This window comes from Planomicrobium soli, assembly GCF_003014655.1.
GTDB classification, from domain to species: Bacteria; Bacillota; Bacilli; order Bacillales_A; family Planococcaceae; genus Planococcus; species Planococcus soli_B.
Genome location: NZ_PYAT01000008.1, coordinates 1 through 24,504 on the forward strand (window position 1 = coordinate 1; position 24,504 = coordinate 24,504).

18 protein-coding genes, 1 other RNA gene and 1 other annotated feature are annotated in these 24,504 nt (G+C 47.9%); of the genes, 2 read left to right on the forward strand and 17 right to left on the reverse strand.

Annotated features, from left to right (window positions below):
• Nucleotides 1–208 precede the first annotated feature (208 nt).
• From recD2 to cymR, 5 genes are read right to left on the reverse strand one after another with little or no spacing between them, the layout of a single operon-like run.
• Nucleotides 209–2,614, reverse strand: coding sequence for an SF1B family DNA helicase RecD2 (gene recD2, locus B0H99_RS11275; RefSeq protein WP_106533784.1), 2,406 nt, complete (start codon nt 2,612–2,614; stop codon nt 209–211).
• A 23-nt stretch (nt 2,615–2,637) separates the two neighbouring features.
• Nucleotides 2,638–3,294, reverse strand: a complete 657-nt coding sequence (locus tag B0H99_RS11280; RefSeq protein ID WP_181313655.1) for a tetratricopeptide repeat protein — start codon at nt 3,292–3,294, stop codon at nt 2,638–2,640.
• A gap of 14 nt (nt 3,295–3,308) precedes the next feature.
• A complete protein-coding gene (gene mnmA / locus B0H99_RS11285) occupies nt 3,309–4,427 on the reverse strand; it encodes a tRNA 2-thiouridine(34) synthase MnmA (protein WP_106533786.1) in 1,119 nt (372 codons plus the stop codon).
• A gap of 13 nt (nt 4,428–4,440) precedes the next feature.
• A complete protein-coding gene (locus tag B0H99_RS11290; RefSeq protein ID WP_106533787.1) occupies nt 4,441–5,574 on the reverse strand; it encodes a cysteine desulfurase family protein in 1,134 nt (377 codons plus the stop codon).
• Between the two features lie 14 nt (nt 5,575–5,588).
• Entirely contained in the window at nt 5,589–6,005 is a 417-nt protein-coding gene (gene cymR / locus B0H99_RS11295; protein WP_106533788.1) for a cysteine metabolism transcriptional regulator CymR, read from the reverse strand.
• 133 nt (nt 6,006–6,138) lie between these two features.
• Here cymR and B0H99_RS11300 point away from each other — a divergent pair, with 133 nt between their 5' ends.
• The gene (locus B0H99_RS11300; RefSeq protein WP_106533789.1) at nt 6,139–7,428 is read left to right on the forward strand and encodes a replication-associated recombination protein A; all 1,290 of its coding nucleotides are present in this window, start codon (nt 6,139–6,141) and stop codon (nt 7,426–7,428) included.
• 212 nt (nt 7,429–7,640) lie between these two features.
• On the opposite strand, the gene B0H99_RS11305 is transcribed toward B0H99_RS11300, so the two are convergent.
• The 4 genes from B0H99_RS11305 to hisS form a co-directional block, all read right to left on the reverse strand.
• Complete coding sequence (locus B0H99_RS11305; protein ID WP_106533790.1) at nt 7,641–8,405, reverse strand: tRNA threonylcarbamoyladenosine dehydratase; 765 nt, start codon at nt 8,403–8,405, stop codon at nt 7,641–7,643.
• A 99-nt stretch (nt 8,406–8,504) separates the two neighbouring features.
• A non-coding RNA gene (ssrS, locus tag B0H99_RS11310) (6S RNA) lies at nt 8,505–8,688 on the reverse strand.
• A gap of 45 nt (nt 8,689–8,733) precedes the next feature.
• A complete protein-coding gene (gene aspS / locus B0H99_RS11315) occupies nt 8,734–10,518 on the reverse strand; it encodes an aspartate--tRNA ligase (RefSeq protein WP_106533791.1) in 1,785 nt (594 codons plus the stop codon).
• A 2-nt stretch (nt 10,519–10,520) separates the two neighbouring features.
• Nucleotides 10,521–11,801 carry a histidine--tRNA ligase gene (gene hisS, locus B0H99_RS11320; protein WP_106533792.1) on the reverse strand — a complete coding sequence of 427 codons (1,281 nt, stop codon included), beginning with the start codon at nt 11,799–11,801 and terminating at the stop codon, nt 10,521–10,523.
• A 53-nt stretch (nt 11,802–11,854) separates the two neighbouring features.
• Nucleotides 11,855–12,096: a binding site (T-box leader), on the reverse strand.
• Between the two features lie 114 nt (nt 12,097–12,210).
• Between hisS and B0H99_RS11325 the strand changes: the two genes are divergently transcribed.
• On the forward strand, nt 12,211–13,749 hold the full coding sequence (locus B0H99_RS11325; protein WP_106533793.1) for an N-acetylmuramoyl-L-alanine amidase family protein: 1,539 nt from the start codon (nt 12,211–12,213) through the stop codon (nt 13,747–13,749).
• Nucleotides 13,750–13,933: 184 nt separating this feature from the next.
• On the opposite strand, the gene dtd is transcribed toward B0H99_RS11325, so the two are convergent.
• The 8 genes from dtd to secDF all read right to left on the reverse strand — a co-directional run bounded on the left by dtd (nt 13,934) and on the right by secDF (nt 24,495).
• Nucleotides 13,934–14,374, reverse strand: a complete 441-nt coding sequence (gene dtd, locus B0H99_RS11330) for a D-aminoacyl-tRNA deacylase (protein WP_106533794.1) — start codon at nt 14,372–14,374, stop codon at nt 13,934–13,936.
• Between the two features lie 9 nt (nt 14,375–14,383).
• Nucleotides 14,384–16,576, reverse strand: a complete 2,193-nt coding sequence (locus tag B0H99_RS11335; RefSeq protein ID WP_106533795.1) for a RelA/SpoT family protein — start codon at nt 16,574–16,576, stop codon at nt 14,384–14,386.
• Nucleotides 16,577–16,656: 80 nt separating this feature from the next.
• Nucleotides 16,657–17,181 (reverse strand): type 1 glutamine amidotransferase domain-containing protein, encoded by a 525-nt coding sequence (locus B0H99_RS11340; RefSeq protein WP_106533796.1) that lies wholly within the window; start codon nt 17,179–17,181, stop codon nt 16,657–16,659.
• On the reverse strand, nt 17,178–18,731 hold the full coding sequence (locus tag B0H99_RS11345; RefSeq protein WP_106533797.1) for a glycosyl hydrolase family 28-related protein: 1,554 nt from the start codon (nt 18,729–18,731) through the stop codon (nt 17,178–17,180). The genes B0H99_RS11340 and B0H99_RS11345 overlap by 4 nt, the downstream gene beginning before the upstream one ends.
• 90 nt (nt 18,732–18,821) lie before the next feature.
• Nucleotides 18,822–19,334 (reverse strand): adenine phosphoribosyltransferase, encoded by a 513-nt coding sequence (locus B0H99_RS11350; protein ID WP_106533798.1) that lies wholly within the window; start codon nt 19,332–19,334, stop codon nt 18,822–18,824.
• Nucleotides 19,325–21,667 (reverse strand): single-stranded-DNA-specific exonuclease RecJ, encoded by a 2,343-nt coding sequence (gene recJ, locus B0H99_RS11355; RefSeq protein WP_106533799.1) that lies wholly within the window; start codon nt 21,665–21,667, stop codon nt 19,325–19,327. The genes B0H99_RS11350 and recJ overlap by 10 nt, the downstream gene beginning before the upstream one ends.
• Before the next feature lie 83 nt (nt 21,668–21,750).
• Nucleotides 21,751–22,095: a LapA family protein gene (locus tag B0H99_RS11360; RefSeq protein WP_106533800.1), complete on the reverse strand. Its 345-nt coding sequence runs from the start codon at nt 22,093–22,095 to the stop codon at nt 21,751–21,753.
• Between the two features lie 123 nt (nt 22,096–22,218).
• Nucleotides 22,219–24,495 carry a protein translocase subunit SecDF gene (gene secDF, locus B0H99_RS11365; protein WP_106533801.1) on the reverse strand — a complete coding sequence of 759 codons (2,277 nt, stop codon included), beginning with the start codon at nt 24,493–24,495 and terminating at the stop codon, nt 22,219–22,221.
• Between the last annotated feature and the right edge of the window lie 9 nt (nt 24,496–24,504).

Here is a 24,504-nt window from a genome sequence, read left to right on the forward strand (position 1 = left end):
CAATGAAAACCTGCAAAAGTCGCAAATGGAGCGGAAGGCGGCGACTCCAGCGGGACCAGCGCGAGCCGAAGACCCTGGACAGAGCGAAGCGAAGGGAGCGGCTGAGGCCGTGCCCGCGGAAAGCGTCCGCCTGGAGCAAAATGAAAAAAGCTGCCGAGAGTTTCTCGACAGCCTGTAAAAAAGCGCCCACGGGCGCTTTTTTCCTTTCCTATGCTTCCAAAAAATCACGCGGCGTAACGCCTTCCATTCCGATCAACGGATGGATGGCATGGGCATTGTCAGCTGTTAAGCTTGCCGGTCCAGTTTCTTCGGGGTTGGTTTCCGTTTTTGTTTCAGGTTCGGCTTGGGAAACCGCCAGGCGATCTTTCAGCGTCGTCATCCGTTTGGTGTCATCCGTGCGTTCCACGCCGAAACGGAATACGCTCGGATCACCGCAAAGAATCAGAAAGTCCTTGCTTCTTGTAATTCCGGTATACAGCAAATTGCGCCGCAGCATTTTCATATAGCCGCGGACGACCGGCATGATGACTGTCGGGAATTCCGAGCCTTGCGCTTTATGAATCGAGCAGCAATATGCAAGCGTCAGTTGATTCAAGTCGCTGCGCTCGTATGTCACTTCGATGCCATCAAAAGACGCTACAAGCATATCCTGTTTCTCTACAGTTTCTTTCGCTTTCATGATAGCGACAACTTCGCCCATATCGCCGTTAAACACATTGCTTTCCGGCTGATTGACAAGCTGGAGTATTTTATCGCCGATCCGGTAAGTGATATCGCCGAAAACGAGCTCTTTCCGCTTGCCGTCCTGATTCGGATTGACCATTTCCTGAATCATCCGGTTTAATGCATCAATGCCGGCCGGCCCCTTGTACATCGGTGCGAGCACTTGGATGTCTTTGATCGAGTGGCCTTTCGATAAGGCGCTTTTCACGACTTTTTCAACAACTGTCGGAATTTGCTCGGCTCCCGCTTTGATGAACGAACGGTCTGAGGTTTTTGCTGTAATATCTGCGGGCAATTGGCCGTTTTTCATTTGGTGAGCAAGTTCAATGATCGAGGAACCGGACGATTGCCGGTAGATATCTTTCAATTCGACCGTCGGAATGCGCTTCGAATCGAGCAAATCCCGGAGCACTTGGCCTGGTCCGACAGGCGGCAACTGGTCCTGGTCACCCACAAAAATGATTTGTGCGTCTTCCGGGACAGCTTTTAAAAGTTGATGTGCAAGCCAGGTGTCAACCATCGACATTTCATCGATGATGATCAATTTGCCATCGATTTCCTTCTCGGTTTCCTCTTCTTTTTCCTGGCCATTAAAACCGAGCAACCGGTGGATGGTCATTGCCGGCAGTTCGGTCGACTCGCTCAGGCGTTTTGCAGCACGGCCAGTCGGAGCCGCCAAAATAATCGGAAACGGTTCTTTTTTCTTGGCATAATCTTTCGGATCAAGCGAAAGGCCATGCAGCTCCGCGTATACTTCGACCAATCCTCTGACAACGGTCGTCTTCCCGGTTCCCGGTCCGCCGGTCAAAATCATCACCGAGGAATTGATGCTCGAGTCGATCGCTTCAATTTGCGTTTCGGCGTAATTGACGCCAAGACGCTCTTCCGCTTCGCCGAGTGCACGCCGCACTTCGGAGGCCGGAAAACGGTCGCGGTTTTCCTGGGATGCAAGCAAGGTCTCGAGCTTTGTCGCTATTCCAACTTCGGAATAGTAAAGGGACGGCAAATAAAGCCGCGTTTCTTCGCCAGCCACTTTGCCTTCTTCGTTCAATTCGATCATCGCCTTCGAAACCGCTTCGATGGAGATTTCTTCGCGCTGGCTCGTTTCAAGCAGCTGCTTAACAAGTGGAATAAGCGTTTTCGCATCAACAAAGACATGGCCTTCCGATAACGATGCCTGGTTCAATAAGTGCAGAATCGACGCTTTGATGCGGTCTGGATGGCTGCCGGTAATGCCTAGTTTCGCGCCAAGTTCATCTGCCCGCTGAAAACCGATGCCTTCGATTTCTTCAATAAGACGAAACGGATTTTTTGTTAAAAGGTCGATCGTTTCTTCACGGTATGCCTGGTAGATGCGCATGCCGACTTGCGGGCCAAAGCCCCAGTCGTTCAACTGGATCATGACCCGTTCAAGCCCAAGATTCATTTGCAAAGTTGCGCGGATATTGTCTTTTTTGTCATCTGATAGCCGCGGAACGGCATCAAGCGCTTCCGGGTCCTCCAGAATCTTTTTAATGGCGTCTTTCCCAAGCTTTTTGACAATGGTCTCGGCAGTTTTTCTGCCGATGCCGTTAAACATATCGCTTGATAAATAATGGATGATGCCTTGTTCGGTTTCCGGCACTTCTTTGGTGAATGTCTCGACCTGAAATTGAACTCCGTATTTTGGATGGTTTTTGACCAATCCGGTGAAACGGTATTGTTCTTCCATCGATAACTGGGGGAAATAGCCGGAAACAATGATTTCTTTTTCTTCATACGAGGTGTTTGTTTGTTGGATTTTCACTTTTGCGATGGAAAATAAATTATCGGGATTGTGAAAAATAGAAACGACCGGACGTCCCAGCACAAACTGAACTTCTTCTTGAAACAAATCGATCTGCCCTGCCATGCCAGCCGCCTCCTTTCACTTTTTTAAAGCTGTGTTTTTATCATATCGTACGCATAGCGCGCCATTTCATTGTTTTCATCCAATGTATACGCTTGTTCCAAATGATAAAGCGCATCGTTCGTGCGATTTGTTGAGACCGCGTATAGAACACCCAGGTTGTAGTGAGCATCCGAATTGCCCGGCTCTTGCTCTACTACTTTTCGGAATTGCGGCTCCGCAAGATCGAACAACTCCATTGAAGCGAGCATAATGCCGTAGCTCAAGCGGGCTGGAACATCATTTTCATCCAATTCCACTGCTCGCTGCAAATACGGCAGCGCCAATTTCGGCTGATTGAGCCGCTCTAAGCATTTGCCGATCATAAAATGTGCATCAGCGCCCTCGAGCCCGTACTGTACCGCTTTTTCATAAAGTTTAAGCGCTTCTTCATAGCGTTCAGCATTGAAATATAAGTTTGCCAATCCGTAATAAGCGGTCGCAGAAGTTTCATCAAGCGTGAGCGCTTTTTGAAAAAAGCGCTCTGCCCGTTCCACGTCGTCCATCGACGTCAAGACATGCCCAAAATTGATATAGCCTAGCGGGTTGTTTGGTTGTTCTTCGATTGCCTGCGTGAATGCCTTGATCGCTTCTTCAGTATTGCCTTCTTGAAGCGCTCTAATACCGATTTCATTGTAATTCATGTTTTTCTCTCCTATTACCCTACATATTCAAGGCGTGCGCCGTTTTTAAAGACGCGGTCGATCGTTCCGCCGCCCAAGCATTCTTCACCATCATAGAAAACCACTGCCTGTCCCGGGGTAATTGCACGAACCGGTTCTGCAAACGTAACAATCGCTTCATCGCCGATAAACTCGACGCTTACTTTTACGTCCGCTTGGCGATAGCGGAATTTCGCTGTGCACTCAAGCGTTCCTGTTGGCGCATTACCTGATGTAAAACTTAAGTTTACGGCCGACAAACTGTCCGAAAACAGGGCGTCATGGTTGATGTTTTGGCCGACGTATAAGATATTTTTATCCAAGTCTTTGCCGATCACAAACCACGGGTCTCCCGCACCGCCAATTCCTAATCCTTGGCGCTGGCCGATCGTGTAATACATCAAGCCGTCATGTGAACCCATCTTGACGCCTTCCAGGGTCTCCATCGAGCCGGGTTGAGCCGGCAAATATTGTCCGAGAAATTCCTTGAAATTGCGTTCTCCGATAAAGCAGATGCCTGTAGAATCTTTTTTCGTAGCTGTTGCAAGACCCGCTTCGAGTGCAATTTCACGCACTTTCTTTTTTTCCATATGGCCGATTGGGAACATCACTTTTGATAATTGATCTTGGTTTAATTGGTTCAGGAAATACGTTTGGTCTTTGTTGTTGTCTTTGCCGCGCAGCATTTTGGTTTCGCCGTTTTCGGTATGCTCTACTTGCGCATAATGGCCGGTCGCCAAATAATCAGCACCCAAGCTTAGCGCATGCTCCAAAAACGCTTTAAATTTAATTTCTTTGTTGCACATAACATCAGGGTTCGGTGTACGCCCGGCTTTGTATTCTTCCAGGAAATACGTAAACACTTTGTCCCAGTATTGTTTTTCGAAATTGACGGCGTAATACGGAATGCCGATTTGATTGCAGACACGGATGACGTCTTCGTAATCTTCCGTTGCTGTACAAAAACCGTTCTCGTCGGTATCATCCCAGTTTTTCATGAAGATGCCGATCACATCGTAGCCTTGTTCTTTCAATAAATAAGCGGCTACTGAAGAATCGACTCCGCCGGACATGCCGACGACAACTCGTGTATCTTGTGGTGCTTTTACAGTCATTTATCTCACCTTTTCACTTAAGCGCTAAACGCTTGCTGATTTGGGCTGTTTTTTCAGCCGCTTGTATAATGTCTTGTTCAGTCAGCCCGATGCCAAAACTAAAACGGATGGAATTGCGGCTTTGTTCCGCTTTTTCGCCGTACATCGCCACCAAAACATGTGACGGATCAATCGAACCCGCTGTACAAGCAGATCCGCTTGACGCAGAGATACCGGCCAAATCGAGGTTTACTAAGAAAGACTCGATATCGATGCCGGGTATGCTTAAATTCAGTATATGAGGCATTTGATGGCTGCCATTTTCATAGAAATTAACGCCTTCTCCTTCAAGAATGGCTTTGAACATCTCTTTGAATCCGTTGTAAAGTGCCCATTTCTCTTCTTTTTCTTCCAAAGAAATGGCGACAGCTTTTGCAAAAGCGATGACGCCCGGCACATTTTCCGTACCGGCGCGGCGTTTGCGTTCTTGTTCGCCGCCGATCAATTGAGGCGCAAGCTGCGTGCCTTTGCGCTGATAAAGGAACCCGATGCCTTTCGGTCCGTTCAGTTTATGTGCAGATACTGACAATAAATCCACATTCAACGTTTCCACATCGATCGGTAAAATGCCATAAGCCTGTACTGCATCGGTATGGAAAGTGACGTCCGTACCCTTCAGCAATTCACCGATTTCCGCAATGGGCTGCATTGTGCCAACTTCATTATTGCCCAGCATGACCGTCACTAAAATTGTATCGTCACGGAGCGCTTTTTTCACGTCTTCTGCCTCGACACGGCCATTTACGTCAACCGGCAGGTAAGTAACCTCATAGCCTTCACGCTCCAGTTTGGCGCATGCGTGCAAAACGGCATGGTGTTCAATAGCAGATGTGATGATGTGTTTGCCCTGTTTTTTCGCTGCCGTACCAAAAATCGCCAAATTGTCGGCTTCCGTTCCACCGCTGGTGATGATTATTTCCGCATCGCCTGCGTTGATGCTTTCCGCAAAAACACGGCGCGCGTCATCCAATGCTTTTCGCGCCGTTCTTCCGGAACTATGGATGCTTGACGGATTTCCGTAAACTGTACCGAGCGCGCCTGCAAACGCCTCAACCACTTCCGGATGCACCGGAGAAGTAGCCGCATGGTCTAAATAAATTCGGTTCATTTCTTTAACTCCTTTTATATATAAAACATGTAGTTTTCGTTTTCGCCATCCTGGTGATTTGCCAGATCATCAATAGTAGTTGTATCGAGTACATTTTTTACTGCATCGCGTATCCGTACCCACAGCTCACGCTGCGGCTGGGCTTCATCATCGATGCCTTCGACCGGTTGAATCGGGCCTTCCAGGACCCGTATCACATCTCCGGCTGAAATTTCCTTCGGCGAACGCGTCAGCATGTAGCCGCCGTAAGCTCCCCGCACACTTTTCACCAGCCCCGAGTTCCGGAGCGGCGCGACTAGCTGCTCTAAATAAGCTTCCGACAATTCGTAGTCGGCAGCAATTTTCCGGAGCGGCACCGGGCCTTCTCCATATTCTTTTCCTAACGCGATCATTATGGTCAAGCCGTAACGGCCTTTTGTCGATATTTTCATGGTTACACCTCAAAGTTATATTCCATTATTCTTCAAATCAGTATAGCATATTTAGACAGAATGGACTTGCAATGACTTTTCAAAGTTGACGCGATATACTGATAGAATTGATGTACGGAAGGAGTTTTTTAGTTTGCAGAACGAACCTTTGGCATACCGGATGCGTCCAAGGACGATCGATGAAGTGGTCGGTCAGCAAGATGTTATTGGGCCCCAAACCGCGCTTTACAAAATGATCAAGAACGGCCATATTCCGTCCATGCTCTTGTACGGCGAGCCGGGTATCGGAAAAACGTCGATTGCCCACGCTATCGCCGGCACATCAAAACTGCCGTTCATCGCCCTGAATGCAACGACGTCAGGCAAAAAAGACGTTGAAGACGTCGTCACCGAATCGAGGATGACCGGCAAAGTTCTGCTGTTCCTGGACGAAATCCACCGCTTTAACAAACTCCAGCAAGACGCGCTCTTGCCCCATGTTGAAAGCGGGTCGATCATTTTGATCGGCGCAACAACAGAAAATCCGTTCCACGACGTCAATCCGGCCATCAGATCGCGCTGCGGCGAAATAAAGCAGCTGAAGCGATTGACGCAGGAAGATGTTGCCCAATTGTTAAAAAGTGCATTGGAGGACCCAAAACGCGGCCTTGGCAGCCAAGAAATCTCCATCGCACCGGAACAAATTGAACGCATTGCATCAGGTTCGAACGGCGATGCCCGAAAAGCCCTGACGATGCTCGAATCAATTGTCATGGCTTCGGATGAAGAGGACGGCAAAACAATCGTCGACAATAGCATCATCGAACAGATGATGAAGCGAATTGGCGTCTTCGGCGACAAAAAAGGATCACATTACTTCAACTTGTTGTCAGCGCTCCAAAAATCGGTGCGCGGGAGCGACATCAACGCTGCCATGTATTATTTAGCACATCTGCTAGAAAACGGTGATCTGACAGCGGTGACGCGCCGCTTGCTTGTCATGGCCTACGAAGACATCGGCCTCGCCAATCCAGCGGTCGGCGGCCATGTGCTCGCCGCTTGCCAGGCAGCTGACCGCCTCGGCTTGCCGGAAGCACGCATCCCGCTTGCCCAGGCAGTTGCCGAGATGTGCTTGTCCGAGAAATCCAACTCGGCCTATAAAGCAATTGATGCGGCAACTTCCGCCATCCATAAAGGCCAGACCGGCGATATTCCGATGCATCTTCGCGATGCCCATTATGCCGGCAGTTCGGACCTTGGGCATGTTGGCTATCGTTACCCCCACGACACACCGATCGGTTCTTTTGGCGGCTGGGTAGATCAGGACTATCTACCTGCTGAAATCAAATCAGCCGAATACTATAAACCGGTCATTGCCGGTGAAGAAAAAAAGTTCGCGGGCATTTACGAAAAATTAAAGACGTTCCGAAAGAAAAAACGTTAAATCAGAGCCATTTCCTTTTAAGGAGATGGCTTTTTTTGTGCTTTCGAGAACCTTATGCACGCTTACAAAATTTTGTGCACGCTCCAGAGAAAATACGCACGTTCAGTGAAAAATACGCACGCTTACGAAAAAATACGCACGTTTAAAAATTTTTACGCACGTTCACCACTATTTTGCACAGAAAAACCGGCTCAACTTTCGAGCCGGTTTTTCTAGTTTGTGCGAACCCGTTGGATCGGGATGTTTTTTGTAATATCGTTTATGACCCAGCTGGCGGCAATCAAACCAACCGCAGATGGTGTGAAGGCATTGGAGCTCGGCGGCATCTGGGCTTTGCGGATAGCAGCGCCTGGTTTGCCGACAGTCTCTACGACATCTTCCCGCACGACAATCGGGCTTTCATCAGAAAATACGACAGGAATGCCTTTTTTGATGCCTGCATCACGCAATTTTTTGCGGATGATTTTTGCTAATGGATCCGTATGCGTTTTAGAGATGTCTGCAATCTGAAAGCGCGTTGGATCGGTCTTGTTTGCCGCGCCCATGCTTGCGATGATTTTTACTCCACGCTTGTAGCATTCCTGCATCAAATGGACCTTGTAGATCATCGTATCGGATGCATCAATCACGTAGTCTGGATTGTAGCTGAAAAATTCTTCATATGTTTCTTCCGTATAGAACATATGTAATGAAATAACTTCGCAATCTTCATTAACATCAGCAATGCGCCGTTTCATCACTTCCGCCTTGGATTGGCCGACTGTTGACAGGTTGGCCACCAGCTGGCGATTGATGTTGGTAATGTCCACATTGTCTTTGTCGACAAGAATGATTCTGCCTACACCGCTGCGAGCACAAGCTTCTGCAGCGAATGATCCCACTCCGCCAACTCCAAGAATTGCAACGGTTGCATTTTTAACTAAATTCAAGCCTTCTTTGCCTATTGCCAGTTCGTTCCGAGAAAATTGATGTAACATGATCTTCCTGCCCTTCAAATGGAATCGGTGTACCCCAAATTATACACATAAAAAATCCCTCCGACAAATTGAAGGAGGGAGATAAAGTTTAAGTTGATAAAGAATCCCAATCGTGCCGTCTTTTTTGGTGCTCATCGCTTTGAACCCGCTTCTAGCAGGTGGGTGACCTCTTCATCACTTTTAACTTCCGGTGAGGGCATGTTAGCCATGACGAAATTCAGTCTCCCGACGACAAAATGTTGGGTCAAAACTGAATTGCTGAAAACGAACACATCAGGATTCTTTAATAACTAGATATTAGCACATCTTCACGGAATAGACAAATGTTTTAATCTGAAACTTTTTGATTATTCTGTTCTTTGGCCGATAGGCTTAATTCCTCAAGCTGCGCTTGCGACACAGGGCTTGGAGCGTTTGTCAAAAGGTCGCTGGCACTTGCGGTTTTCGGGAATGCGATTGTGTCGCGAAGGTTTGTGCTTCCAGAAAGCAGCATAACCAAGCGGTCCAATCCGAACGCAATTCCGCCGTGTGGTGGCGTTCCGTATTCGAAAGCTTCCATCAGGAAACCGAACTGCTCTTTCGCCTCTTCGTCCGAAAAGCCAAGGACGCTGAACATTTTTTCTTGGATGTCGCGGCGGTAGATACGTGAAGAACCTCCACCCAGTTCATAGCCGTTCAGCACCAAGTCATATGCTTGGGCCCGGACACTTGCCGGATCTGTCTCCAATTTGTCGAGGTCTTCTTCAAACGGCATCGTGAACGGATGGTGAGCTGCAAAATAGCGGCCTGCTTTATCATCGTATTCAAACAATGGCCAGTCTGTGATCCATAAGAATTTATAGACTGAGTTGTCAATCAATCCGAGCTCTTTGCCGAATTTCAAGCGGAGTGCTCCGAGTGCATCGGCGACAACGGATGCTGAATCAGCAACAAACAACAGCAGATCTCCCGCTTCCGCTTCTGCCCGTGTGATTAACGCTGCAGATGCTTCGCCTTCGAAAAACTTTGCAATCGGGCCTTTTACGCCTTCTTCTTCCACTTTCAGCCAAGCCAACCCTTTAGCGCCATATACCGCGGCAAATTCACCAAGTGCATCGATGTCTTTGCGCGAATAGTTGGCGGCAACGCCTTTAACGTTGATCAATTTTACTTGGCCGCCATTTTCAACAGCACCTGAAAATACCTTGAATGCAGAATCTTTGACCAGATCCGAAACGTTAATGAGTTCTAAACCGAAACGAACATCCGGCTTATCGGAACCGAACCGGTCCATCGCTTCTTTATAGCTCATGCGCTGGAACTTCGGTTCGATGCTGAGCCCCTTCACATCTTTCATCATTTGTACCATTAAGCGTTCATTTAACTGAATGATATCCTCCATTGTCTGGAAGCTAAGTTCCATATCGATTTGGGTGAATTCCGGCTGGCGGTCAGCGCGCAAGTCTTCATCTCGGAAACAGCGTGCGATTTGGTAATACTTATCAAATCCGGACACCATCAGCATTTGTTTGAATAGCTGCGGCGATTGCGGAAGTGCGTAGAATTCGCCTTCATGAACACGGCTTGGCACCAAATAATCACGGGCGCCTTCCGGAGTGGATTTTGTCAAAATCGGCGTTTCCACTTCCAGGAAGCCTTCGCGGTCCAAGAAATTGCGGACAGACTTTGTAATGTCCGAGCGCATTTTAAACGTTTCAAACATTGCCGGACGGCGCAAGTCCAAATAACGGTATTTCAGACGCAGGTCTTCGCTGACGTCCGTGTTGTCTTCAATAGCAAATGGCGGGTTTTTCGCCGCATTGATGATTGCTGCATGGTCCACTTGCACTTCTACTTTGCCAGTCTTCATCGAAGTGTTCACTTGGCCATCCGATCTTGCAACAACTAGCCCTTCAATGCTTACAACAAATTCATTGCGCAATTTTTCGCCGATTTCAGCGGCGCGTTCGGAAATTTTCGGGTTGAACACCACTTGTACAATGCCTGAGCGATCGCGTACGTCGACAAAAATCAACCCGCCCAAATCCCGGCGTTTTTGAACCCATCCTTTTAATGCGACGCGCTGGCCGATGACAGATTCGTTTACTTCTCCACTATAATGCGATCTTGACATAATTATTCCCCCAATGATTTCTTCTTCAAAATTGTCTCTGCTAATTGTTCAAACACCACTTCTACCTGCTCGCCCGTTGCCATTTCTTTGACAGCAGCTTTGCCATTGGCAATTTCATTTTCGCCGATCACAATGACGTATGCCGCTTTTTTGCGGTCGGCCGATTTCATTTGCGCCTTTAGTTTACGGCCGCCAAAATCCATATCTGCTGAAATGCCGTTTTCGCGCAAGTTTTTAACGATGCTGAATGCTTTTTTCTTGGTCGTCTCGTCCATTGCAACCACATACGCTTCCAGGTTTTGCGAATCGCCGATTTCAACCTTCTCCATTTCAAGCGCCAACAGCAAACGTTCAATGCTCATTGCAAAACCGATTCCTGGCGATTGCGGCCCGCCAAGGTCTTCCACAAGGCCGTTGTAACGCCCGCCCCCTGCCAGTGTCGTGATTGCGCCAAATCCTTCAGCGTCACTCATGATCTCAAAAGCGGTGTGGTTATAGTAATCCAAGCCGCGCACCAAGTTCGGATCGACAACATAGTCAATGTCCAAGTTCTCAAGGTAGCCTTTGACGTCGTCAAAATATTGCTGTGATTCCTCATTCAAGAAATCGGCAAGCGATGGCGCGGTTCCCATCAGCGGGTGGTTACGGTCTACTTTGCAATCCAAAATGCGCAGCGGATTTTTTTCAAGGCGTGTCTGGCAATCGCTGCAAAATTCATTGATTCGCGGAGCAAAGTGTGCGATCAGCGCTTCTTTGTGCGCAATGCGGCTTTCCGTATCGCCAAGTGAGTTGATGACCAGGCGCAGGCTTTTTAGGCCAACTGAACGGTAAACGTCCATTGCCAGTGAAATAACCTCCGCGTCGATTGCCGGGTCTTTCGAGCCGATTGCCTCAACTCCAAATTGCACGAATTGGCGCATCCGGCCAGCTTGCGGGCGTTCATAGCGGAACATCGGCCCTGTATAGAACAGCTTCACTGGCTGGTCAGGCAGACCGAATAATTTATTTTCAACATACGCGCGGACTACAGACGCTGTTCCTTCCGGCCGCAACGTCAAGCTGCGGTCGCCGCGATCCTGAAACGTATACATTTCTTTTTGGACGATATCGGTCGTGTCGCCGACTCCGCGCTGGAACAGTTCTGTGTGTTCAAAAATTGGTGTACGGATTTCCTTGTACTGATAAAGTCGGCATAGCTCGTTTATTTTCTGTTCGACTTCCTGCCATTTGGCAGATTGGTCCGGCAATACATCGTATGTGCCGCGTGGTGCTTGAATGCTCATGATTTTCACTCCTCTGATTTTCCATACAAAAAAGCTCCCGCCCCTTGCTTTACGCAAGGGACGAGAGCCTGTATTAGCTTCCGCGGTTCCACCCTAGTTGATGCACAGAAGTGCATCCTCTCATTCCGGATAACGGCCGGTTCCGTCTTTTCCTAATAAACAGCAAATGCCATCGTTCAGAAAAAAGCCTCGTAAGTGTTATTCATCACCGATCTCTGCAGGAAAGTTTGCAGCCTAGGACTTTCCCTCTCTTTTCAGCCAATCATGCGACTACTTTCTTCGTCATCAGCAAAATATATAAAGATAATAAAGTTAATCTTAATTATCTTCGCAAATCTTGTCAACCTTTTTCACCAATGCCTGATTTTTTTTGCTATTATAAATCTATAATCCTAATTGGAGGTGCTAAATGAACCGCAAGTGGCTTACTGCTATTATTTTACTTTTCTTATTGATTGCTAATTTTCCTCCAGCTTTCGGCGGGCATATGGCTGTCGCAGAAACCGGAGGCACCCAAATCAACGCTTCCACCGTTAACTTACGGACTGGTCCCGGTTTAACATACAGCGTTGCAGGGTCTCTTGCTAAAGGCGACAAAGTGACCGTCATCGGGCAAGAAGGCGAGTGGTTCAAAGTGCAGGCCGGAGATTCGACCGGTTGGGTGGCTTCATGGCTCACTTCTGCTGCAACTGATAAATCGTCGGCACAAACAGCAGTCTCTTCGGTTGACCGCTTGAATGTGCGTTCACAACCCGACCTTTCGGCATCGGTTCTTACGCAAATGAACGCTGGTGACCAAGCAAAACTGATCGGAGAAACTGGTGACTGGGTTGAAGTGGAATTCCGCAATACACGTGGCTTTGTTTCTAAACAATACATAACGGCTACAAAAACCAAGTCGGAAAATCCCGCTCCAGCAGCAAATAATGCCGCTTCTTTTGAAATCGCTGTCAGCACTTTGAATGTCCGTAAAAAAGCGGACCTTAGCTCGAGTAAAATTGCGACAGTCCATAAAGGCGAAGTATATGCGATCCAGTCTTTTGAAGGAAACTGGGTCCAAATCCGTTTATCGGCAGATCTAACCGGCTGGGTTTACGCTTTCTATGGCCACCTTTCCGACCAGTCTGTCAAAACCGCAACCGCCTCTACAACTGAAAAGGTGACAGTCCTGACCGACGGCACTAATTTGCGTGCGCAGCCTTCTACCGCTTCCGGAGTTGTCAGCCGGGCAAACGCCGGTGACCAGCTAGGAGTTGTCGTGAAGCAAGGAGATTGGTACAAAGTAGCGTTGCCAGATGGCCAGCAGGCATTTATTGCAACTTGGGTCGTAACCGCCGGCGAAGCATCCGGTGCACAAAAAGCACCGGCAAAACAACCGGCAAACCGCAAAGCCGGAACACTGAATGGCGTTACCATTGTCCTTGATCCCGGGCACGGCGGGAACGATGGCGGCACAGTCGGAGTACGGGGAACAGTGGAAAAAGATTTGACGCTGAAAACAGCCGAAGCCTTGTCGCATTACTTGCGTTCTGCCGGCGCCGAAGTTGTGATGACCCGTCAGTCCGATGTTTTTGTCGACTTGCGAAAACGTGTATCGGATGGCCATCAATCAGCAGCTGATGCATTTATCAGCATCCACTATGATGCCATCAACGACAACAGTGTCCATGGGTTCACAACTTATTTTATGCATAGCTACCAGCAGCAGCTCGGCAAAGCGATCAATGCCGGCCTTGAAGGCAAATTATCGCTCGACAGCCGCGGCGTACGAAACGGCAATTACCTGGTGCTCCGTGAGAACCAGCGGCCGGCCGTCCTTGTTGAACTGGGCTATTTGAGCAATTTCAACGAAGAGCGAATTGTCACGACCAGCCAATTCCGCGATCAAGCGGCGCTTGGCTTGTATACCGGCATCGTCAATTATTTTGATGCCCAGCTCGGGCAATAGCAAAAACGGCATGGGGAAAATCCCGTGCCGTTTTTTATTTTTGTGCTTTTTCTAACTTCTGTAAATAATGCCTAATTTGTTGCAAATAACTATCGGCTTGCCGCAAACAAACAGCAAATTCTCATAAATAATTCTGATTCACAATAAAAACCGGCACAGGAACCATTTCCTGTGCCGGTTTTTATTATTTGGATTCAACTACAAGGGTGACGGGACCGTCATTAACCAGTTCAACGTCCATCATGGCGCCGAAAATGCCGGTCTCGACTGTCAATCCGTTCTCCCTCAAAGCATCGTTAAACGCATGCCATAAGGGCTCTGCGATTTCAGGGCGGGCAGCCGAAGTAAAACTCGGCCGGCGCCCTTTTTTCACATCGCCGTACAAAGTGAACTGGGAGATCGACAGGATGTCGCCCCCCACTTCTAAAACTGAATGGTTCATTTTGCCTTCTTCGTCTTCAAAGAGACGCAGCTGGGCAATTTTTCCCGCTACGTATTTTGCATCATCGATGGTATCTTCATGGGTGATGCCGACGAGTAGGACATAGCCTGAGCTGATTGCTCCTGTTACGGTCCCTTCGACTTTAACAGAAGCTTGTTTGGAACGCTGTAAAATTACCCGCATGGCTCCTCCTTAATTGGTCACGCGCGTCACCGAGTAAACGTCCGGCAGCTGCTTGATCCGTTCGACCACCCGGTTTAAATAAGAGATGTGCGGAATCATGATGGTCAGATTGATTGTCGCGATTTTATCGTTGTCGGCACGCCCGCTGACAGCTGTAATTGTCGTCTTCGTTTCGCTGACCATGTGCATGACTTCATTGATCAAGCCAGTCCGGTCATAAGCTTGGACTTCGATATCGATCTGGTAAGATTTGTTTTCCACTGTCTCTGTATTTTCCCATTCAACCGGAATGAGGCGGTCGGTCTCATTCGACTGGACATTCGGACAATCGCCCCGGTGAACTGAAACGCCGCGGCCTTTTGTGATAAATCCGATGATGCTGTCTCCAGGAACCGGATTGCAGCATCGCGATAAGCGAATCATGACGTTGTCGATGCCCCTGACAATAACGCCGGATTCGGTCCGTTTTTTCGGATTGGCTGCTTTCATTTCTACAGTGATTTTTTCTAGCGCTTCTTCTTGTTCGCGTTTTTTGCGCAATTTTTCAGCCAAACGGTTGACAACTTGCTGAGCGGTAATGCCGTTAAAGCCGACCGCCGCATACATATCATCTTCCCCGGCAAAATTGAATTTATCGCAGACGCGTTTAATGTTTTCATTGGTCAGCACATCTTTGACTGGAAACTCTTGCGCTTTTATTTCTTTTTCAATCAGTTCCCGGCCTTTTTGCACATTGTCAACGCGCAATTGCTTTTTAAAGAACTGCTTGATTTTATTTTTTGTTTGGGTGGATTTAGCTATTTTCAGCCAGTCGCGGCTTGGCCCAACCGATTGCTTGGATGTCAGGATTTCAACAATATCTCCTGTTACCAGTTCGGTATCAAGCGGAACCATTTTCCCATTCACTTTTGCGCCGATGGTTTTGTTGCCAATCTCGGAATGCACCCGGTAAGCAAAATCAATCGGACAAGAACCGGCGGGCATTTCAATCACATCGCCTTTTGGCGAAAAAACATAAACCATATCAGAAAACAGGTCGTATTTCAGCGACTCCATAAATTCTTCCGCATTGTCTGACTCGTTCTGGTAATCAAGAATTTCCCGGAACCATGTCAAGCGGGAATCCACGGAGCTTTTCGGGCGTTCAGAAGCCTTGCCTTCTTTATAAGCCCAATGCGCCGCCACCCCGTATTCGGCGATGCGATGCATTTCTGCCGTACGGATTTGGACTTCCAACGGATCGCCTTGCGGCCCAATGACTGTCGTATGAAGCGACTGATAAAGGTTTTGTTTCGGCATGGCGATATAATCCTTAAAGCGCCCGGGCATCGGTTTCCATGTGGAATGGATAATGCCAAGCACGGCGTAGCAATCTTTGACAGTCTCGACCGTGACCCGAACGGCCAACAAATCATAAATTTCGTTGAATTGCTTGTTTTGCAGAACCATTTTCCGGTAGATGCTGTATATGTGTTTTGGGCGTCCAAAAAGTTCCGCTTGAATGTCGACATCGTCCAATTGAGTGCGGATTTCGCCCATCACTTTATTCAAGTATTCTTCCCGTTCGGTCCGCTTTTTCTTCATCAAGTTGACAATGCGGTAATATTGCTGCGGGTTCAAATAACGAAGCGCTGTGTCTTCAAGCTCCCATTTGATCGTATTGATCCCTAGGCGGTGTGCAATCGGCGCAAATATTTCCAGCGTTTCGTTCGCTTTGATGCGCTGCTTTTCAACCGATTGGTACTTCAACGTCCGAAGATTGTGCAGACGGTCTGCCAACTTGATCAAAATAACACGGATATCCTGGGCCATGGCCACGAACATTTTGCGGTGGTTTTCCGCCTGCTGTTCTTCTTTCGACATGTATTTGATTTTGCTGAGCTTTGTTACACCGTCAACCAAAAGTGCCACTTCTTCATTGAAGTCGCGGACAATGTCCTCGCGGCTGACACTGGTGTCTTCTACTACGTCATGCAAAAAACCTGCAGCTACTGTTGCAGGGTCCATTTGCAAGTCCGCCAAAATCCCAGCTACCTGTACAGGGTGTACGATATACGGTTCACCTGATTTTCGGAACTGCCCTTCGTGGGCATCAAGCGCAACTTCATACGCCCGTTTTATCATTTCAACATGATCAGCGTTCATATAAGAGGCAACCATTTGGAATACGTCTTCTGCTGTCCTAATTTGATCTTTGGCCATAATTGCCCACCTTGCTTCTATTTTTTCGAAAAGTATATCTTTATATTATAAAAAACAAGGGAAGGAAAAGTAAAGCTTTGTTAGCAGATTTCCATCACTTTAATGAATTCCCGCATATATTCCGGCAAATCTGGCGGACGGCGGCTTGACACAAGATTGCCGTCAACAACGACAGGTTCATCAAACCATTCTGCTCCGGCATTAGTCATGTCATCTTTAATGCCCGGTGTGCTCGTCACTTTACGTCCTTGCAAGATATCCGCAGAAATAAGGACCCAGCCGGCATGGCAAATTTGGCCGATCGGTTTTTTCTTTTCATCCATCTGCTGGACGATGTTCAAAACTTCAGGGAACCGGCGGATTTTGTCCGGCGCCCAACCCCCAGGAACAAGAATCGCATCGTATTGCTCTGGTGTGATGTCGCCATAAGCAAAATCGGATTCGGCAGGAACGCCGTACTTGCCGATATATTTCGTATGGGCTTCTTCACCGGCCAAGTGGACCGTCGCGCCTTCTTCACGAAGACGCAGTATTGGATACCATAATTCAAGATCCTCGAATTCATGATGAACAAAACTCAGCACTTTTTTTCCTGCTAATTTCATGTTTGTTCCTCCTTTTGAGTAACGCCTTCTACAATCACATCAATGCATTCGTCTCCTACCGACAAAGCTTCAGGAGAAGAATCGATGCTCTCGATGTTCCGCACGCGTACATGGTTGGCTCCATTGTCGCCGCCAGATACTAAAATATCTGACTTTGCCGTCTTAAAACCTTTAAAAATACCGTTATTCATAGAAACATGATTTGCCCGGAATTGAATGGTTACAGCCGGATTTCCTTTATAGTCGTACTCCGGATCGCCTGCGAACAAAAAGCGGTTGATGACCACATTGCGGTAGCCGGAGACAACCAAAGCGCGCGGCGTCGATACCCAGTACAGGTCGGAAAATACGGGTGCAATGGCAATAATGCGTTCTGCCGTAATATTATAAGCTGATACGGATTCCGGATCCGTCATTTTATGGTGCCCGATATGGCGGAAGTTGTAAGCACGGTTATCGTTTAACGACAAATGGCCAGATATGTGGACGCCGGACGCCGCAGAAGACGAACCATGAGCTTTTATTTCGATTCCGCCGAAGCAGCGGGCTGTTACATTGTTTACGAGCCAGATATGCCTGGAGCCGTCATCAATTTCAAGGCCATTGGAATTGGCCACGCCTTTGTCATGGGCAGCACCGCTTGGGTCCCAGAAAAATGAATTCGAAACGAAAATGTAGTCACTGTGGTGGGTAGTTACGCCATCGTCGCCGAAACCATAGCCTGTCACATGGTCAAGCCAAATATACCGGCTTCCTCCACGCGCGCGGAACCCGTCGCCTGAATAGTTATATAAAGGGGATGTTATATCGAAGCAATGCAGCCCTGGATTGATGCCTTCTACATTCCTTACCCAACCGTAAGTGACCTGAGCAAATACGAGGCAGCTTGAGAAATTGCCGCCAAAACCGGTTTTCTCCAGACTTTCCAAACGATGGACGTTCCAGTCCATGCTTAGGTCTTCAACAGCAATATTGCGGTTGCCCTTCAGGTAATTCGAATTGGTAATGAGCCTGCGCCGTTTTGGAGTATCGGGATGAAGTTTTAAGGTTGTTTCGGATTTGCCTGCACCGATTAAACGCGTCCAGGAAGGCAGTTCTATGAATTTTACTATGTAGACGCCTGGCGGAACATATACATGAACCCGGCCTTTGCCAATCGCTTTTTGGAATGCAGTCGTGCAATCTGTCTTGCCGTCGCCTACTGCACCAAAATCTGTAACGTTGACATATCGAGTGATGGTTTTTTCTAGGTTTTCATATTCCTGATCAAGGGTGATTTTCCATTCCGGATATATCTCTGTCCCATCCGAAGTCCATTTATATCCATGTTGGTCAGGAATGGCATACGGCTGCCGGTAAATCGACAATGCCCGTTCAGCTACGGATCTTGGACGCTCCAATACCGGGTTTGCTATCGGTTCAATCTTAATTTCGTCAAAGTAAGCTTCAGTTTCTTTCATCGTTTCATCCATCGACAATGGATTTTCCAGTAGTTCATCAATCAGTTGCTTGTTCCTTGATGGATCATGGTTTTTGTCTAATTGAATCATTCGGCCACCTCTTCCTCATTAGTTTCACTCTTTTACATACCCTTCATTTTATAAAAAAACCCCTTCGCCCCGAAAGACGAAGAAGATATTTTAGTATTTCAACAAAGTATTTACATCGTAGCCATCTAGGTTTTTACGGCCATCCAAATAAGTCAATTCAATCAAGAAGGCACAGCCTACCACTACGCCGCCAAGCTGTTCAACCAGGTTGATCGTTGCGCCGATAGTTCCGCCAGTTGCCAGTAAATCATCAGTAATAAGCACACGCTGACCTGGTTTGATTGCGTCTTTGTGCATTGTTAAAACATCTTTCCCGTATTCAAGGCCATATTCAGCACGAATAACTTCGCGCGGCAATTTGCCTTCTTTCCGCACTGGGGCAAATCCGATTTCAAGCGCATAAGCAACCGGGCAGCCGATGATGAATCCGCGTGCTTCCGGGCCTACGATGATTTCAGCGTTTACCGTTTTTGCATACTCCACGATTTGGTCCGTAGCGTATTTATAGGCAGTTCCATTGTCCATCAGTGATGTGATGTCTTTGAAACGGATACCTGGTTTTGGCCAATCTTCTACTATTGTTACATACTGCTTTAAATCCATATCTTTTCCTCCTTGGCCGATAGTTTCGTATCGAACCATTCTTTCAAATCTTTATAGGACGCATACAAGAGCTTTTGCTCGAGCGCAATCTGCTGTTCACGCTTTTTGTAAATCGGCGCTTCTGACAAATCGCGTTTGCTTGGCGCTTTTGCAATTTCCGTAAGTCCATTGTTAAGTGTAACAAAACCGAGTTCAAAAAACACCTGAAGCATGAAAAATATCGCGTCCCGCGTCCAGCCTTTATGTTTCGCCAGCTCATCTCCGTGCTTTTTGAAATCGAATGAACCCCGTTTTTTTATAAACGCGAATAACCATGCAAACTGGTCCCGTGTTGGTATCTGCTCAAAATACTGGGAGTCTTTTGCATAAAAATGCGCATAGATCCGCTTTGGTCTCAATTCCGACAAAATTTGTGCAAGCTGCTCTTCGCTATCCGGCAAATCCAATAGCACAAGATGATGTTTCGGGGCTTCCAGCTCATTGAGCGTTTCAATGCCATATATCGGTTCACTGATCATGGATTTGAAAAGCGCCGCAGTATCTGGCTTGAATGCCAGATAAACCTGCTCTTTTTCAGGAATAAGCTTCGACCAGCGGGAAACTTGCCGGATGCCGCGAATATCGAACAGCTGCCATTCGTCAGTACGGACGTCTTCAATCAGCAGTTGCGGCTTTTTGCGGCCGTTCCATTCATTGATCTGCAAGTCGCCGATAACATCAATCTGGACATCGGGCGTCAGTTCGTCACCGACAGAACCGATGCCGAAGCCAACTGCATCGAGCGTTACAGCATTTTGTACCAACTCCATCTTCAAATGGTTCTGGGCTGCGCCGATTTTCCGGATCGATGATACTTTCACTCCATCCAGAAAGAATTTCGGCTTGGAAAAGCCCATGCCGAACGGTGCCAAAAAGCGCATCGATTCGATGGTTTCAATATCGATTTCATCCAGACGCACCGGTATGTCGATCTCCACAACCGGAATCAGGTCTTCTTCCGAGAGACTTGTTTCGGCTTGCATGTTCAATCGTTCCCGCAGCTCGTCAACGTGATTAAGTTCCAAGGTCATGCCAGCTGCCATCGGATGACCTCCGAAATGCGGGAGGATGTCGCGGTTTTCTGCCAGCTCATTGTACAAATGAAAACCTTCGATGCTGCGCGCGGAACCTTTTGCTTTTCCGGTTTCAGGATTCAAGCACAAAACGATCGACGGCCGGTAGTATTTTTCCGTCAGCTTTGACGCCACAATACCGACAACACCAGGGTTCCAGCCTTCCTGGGCAACGACGATGACCCGTGGCGGGCCATCAGGATAGCGTGCGTCAACCTGCGCGGTCGCTTCGTCGGCAATCTGTTTGACGATCGCTTGCCGCTCCTTGTTCAAAAGATCCAGGCTGCTCGCTAAATCCCGGGCTTGTGCGGGATCTTCCGTCATGAACAAGTGAACTGCCGGATCGGCGTCTTGCAGGCGGCCGATTGCATTGATGCGCGGACCGAACATATAGCCGATTGTCTCTTCAGTAATATCACGTTGCTGAACACCGGACACTTCGCAAAGCGCGTTTACCGCAACCCGCGGAGAAGTGCGCAGCGCCGCCAGCCCCTCTTTCACCAAAAAGCGGTTTTCATCGTGCAGCGGCACCAAGTCGGCAATTGTTCCGATTGCAACCAGTTCAAGCAAATGATCAGGCAGGTCTTCATATAAGGCATGTGCCATTTTAAAAGCGACACCGACCCCTGCCAGTTCACCAAACGGGTAATTGCCTTCCGGATGGCGCGGATGGATGATGGCCAATGCGTTCGGCATTATATCGCCGATATCGTGGTGGTCACTAATAATAACATCCAGCCCCAGACTGTTGGCATAACCCACTTCCTCAATTCCGGAAATGCCATTGTCCACCGTAACGATCAGTTTGGCGCCTTCTTCAAACGCCCGCTTAAACAACTCTTTATTCGGGCCATAGCCGTGTTTAAAGCGGTTTGGAATCATGAACGACACATCTGCCCCAAGATCCTGCAAAACCGTTAACATGACTGTCGTGCTTGAGACGCCGTCAGCATCATAATCTCCGTAGACGACAATTTTTTCATTTTGCTCAATCGCCAAACGGATTCGTTCCACGGCGATGTCCATATCTTTCATCAAGTACGGATTATGTACTCCGCTTTCGTCCATGTTCATGAATTTACGTGCTTCTTCGGCTGTGGTAATGCCGCGTGTCACTAATATTTTAGCCAATACGGATGAGATGGATAATTCTTGTTGGATGGCTTGCACCAACCCGCTTTCCGGTGTTGTCAGCCGCCATCGTTTTTTTGATTCTATCATGGCTCTTCACTTCCTCACCCGTCCATTATACAGAAAAAATGCGCAGACAAAAACCTTTCGGCAATAGTCCGAAAGGTTTTAATTTACAGCTGGTTTGTATCATTTGTGACAACCATCGCTTCAGGCACGACATCCGCCTTTTGGTACTCGGCAATTTCATTTTGCTGAGTAGCAATCAAGGACTCTTTGACTGCGATTTCTTTCTGAAGCGCTTTGACTTTGCGCTGCAGCGAATAGGTCCGGACTAATGCGAACACGCCGCTCAGCAAAAATCCTAGCAGTGCAGATGCCAGTATCACAAGAATTAACGGCCACTGGGCAGTGCCGAAAATATAATTGACCGGCACGCGATCCACGTTAACAACGGCAAACAAGGCAATGATGACAGCAAAAACAAGTCCGAGCAATATGAGCCATTGCATTTTCATGGAGATCTCTCCTTTCGGTAATAAAAAAATGGAACAAGGTCAGTATTCCATACCCCGTTCCATTTCTTTTATAAACTTATCCCTCCAGCGGCCAATAATACTCCCGCGGAAAGGAGTTTCTCTTTATACGACTGGCTCGTCAGAACCCCATTTGGACTCTTGTTCTTTCTTCTCGATGTCGATCGGACCTTTTTTCTGCAACTCGCGTTTTTTCAGCACTAGCCAGATTTGGGCTGCGATGAAAATTGACGAATACGTACCTGCGATCAAGCCGATCAGCAATGCAAGTGAGAAATTCGTGATCGATGGCGCTCCGAATATCAGGAGCGCTGTTACTACCAGCACGACTGTCAATACCGTATTAACAGAACGGCCAAGCGTTTGGCGAAGCGACTTGTTCACAACTAACGCCAACTGTTCTTCCGAATCGACTTTCTTCATATGCCTTAAGTTTTCACGAATCCGGTCAAACGTTACGATGGTATCATTGAGCGAATACCCGACAATGGTCAGAACGGCAGCGATAAAGGTTATATCCACTTCTAAACGAAGCAAGCTAAACAGCGCAACTATAAAGAAGATATCATGCAATAAGGCGACGATCGAAGCAATTCCCATCCGCCATTCGAAACGGAACGCGACATAGATGATTATGCCGATCGATGCAAGTGCAAGTGCCCATATGGCATTTTTCACTAGTTCCCGTCCTACAGTCGGCGATACTGTGGAAACATTTGGTTCATTTCCAAATTCATCGATCGCTGCTGCTTTCAAATCATTGATTTCTCCTTGTGTAAATGCCTCGGCATAACGGCTGACCCCGATATTGGAAGCATCACCGGAAATGACGACATCTTTTGATGGATAACCGCTATCCGACAAGAACGTCTGGACTTGTTCTTGCGTTAACGCAGAATCGGCTGTTATCTCAACTCGCGTACCGCTTGAGAAGTCAATCCCTAAGTTCAACCGGAAAATCCCGATTACCGCCATACCGGCAATTATAGTAGCAAGAGACAACAAGAAAAACTTATTGCGTGAACGTGCAAAATCGAAACGGTCGAAACGTGTTGATAAATCCAGGATTTCCAAATTTTCTTCCGGTTTATGGACAAGCGATTTACGCAATCCGAACAAGCCGACCTTTCCGTCGAGCAAGCTGCTGCCGACCAACAAACCTAAAAGAATGCGAGCTCCCCAGACAGCTGTCAAAAAGCTGACCAGAATAGAGATGATCAACAATGTGGCAAATCCTTTAACAGAGCTTGTTCCATATACGAACAAGACGATTGAAGCAATCAATGTAGTGATGTTGGCGTCAAAGATTGCGGAAAAAGATGATGCCGCCCCTGCACGGAACGATTCCTTCACAGAGCGTCCGACGCGCAATTCTTCGCGTATGCGCTCATACGTGATGATATTGGCATCGACCGCCATCCCGACCCCAAGTACGATTGCCGCAATCCCCGGCAATGTCAAGACGCCGCCAATCCATTCGAACGTCAACAGGATCAAGTAAACATATACTGATAAGGTAATCACAGCTATAAGTCCAGGCAACCGGTAATACAGAAGCATGAACAGTAAGACTAGAGCGATACCTACCGCTGCTGCATAAACGGTCTGATCCAATGCCTGTGCACCGAACTGTGCACCGACGGATGTCGAGTAGATTTCTTCCAGTTTTACCGGAAGGGCTCCAGCATTTAAGATACCCGCCAAGTTTTGCGTTTCCTCCACTGTGAAGGCACCTGAAATTTCCACCGATGGGGAATTGATGCGCTGAGACACACGCGGATCGGAAACGAATTTCGGATCCGGTTTCAAACGTTCTTCTTGATAAGAATCAACGCCTTCTTCAAAATCCAGCCAAATGACCAGTACATTATCTGGAGCTGGCATCTGTGCAATTTGCCCGGTTATTTCAGCAAATTTACCGGAGTCATTCAATTCAAGCGTTACAATCGGCTCGCCATTTGACCCGAAAGTGGCTTGTGCGCCGCCTTGTTTCAAGTCGTTCCCGGCAAGCATGACATTGTCATTAGCGTCGCGGAACGTTAAATTCGCTTCTGTTGACAGGAGTTCACGGGCAGTAGCCTGATCTTCCACTCCAGCAAGCTGAACGCGGATCCGGTCCTCGCCTTCAATTGCGATGACCGGCTCGCTTACTCCAAGAACGTTGATGCGGTTCATCAAGGCGTCAGTAGTGTCCGCTAAAACGGCCTGGTTAATTTCCTGTCCATCTTCAAGCGCTCGGACTTCGTAAAGAACTTCAAATCCGCCTTGAAGGTCCAATCCTAATTTAATGTCTTTTGCAATCGGCATTCCGGTAGTGCCTATCATGCCAAACAAGGCGACTACTAGTAGAAAAAAGGCGATGATGCGACCTCTTGCTTTCATATTTAACTT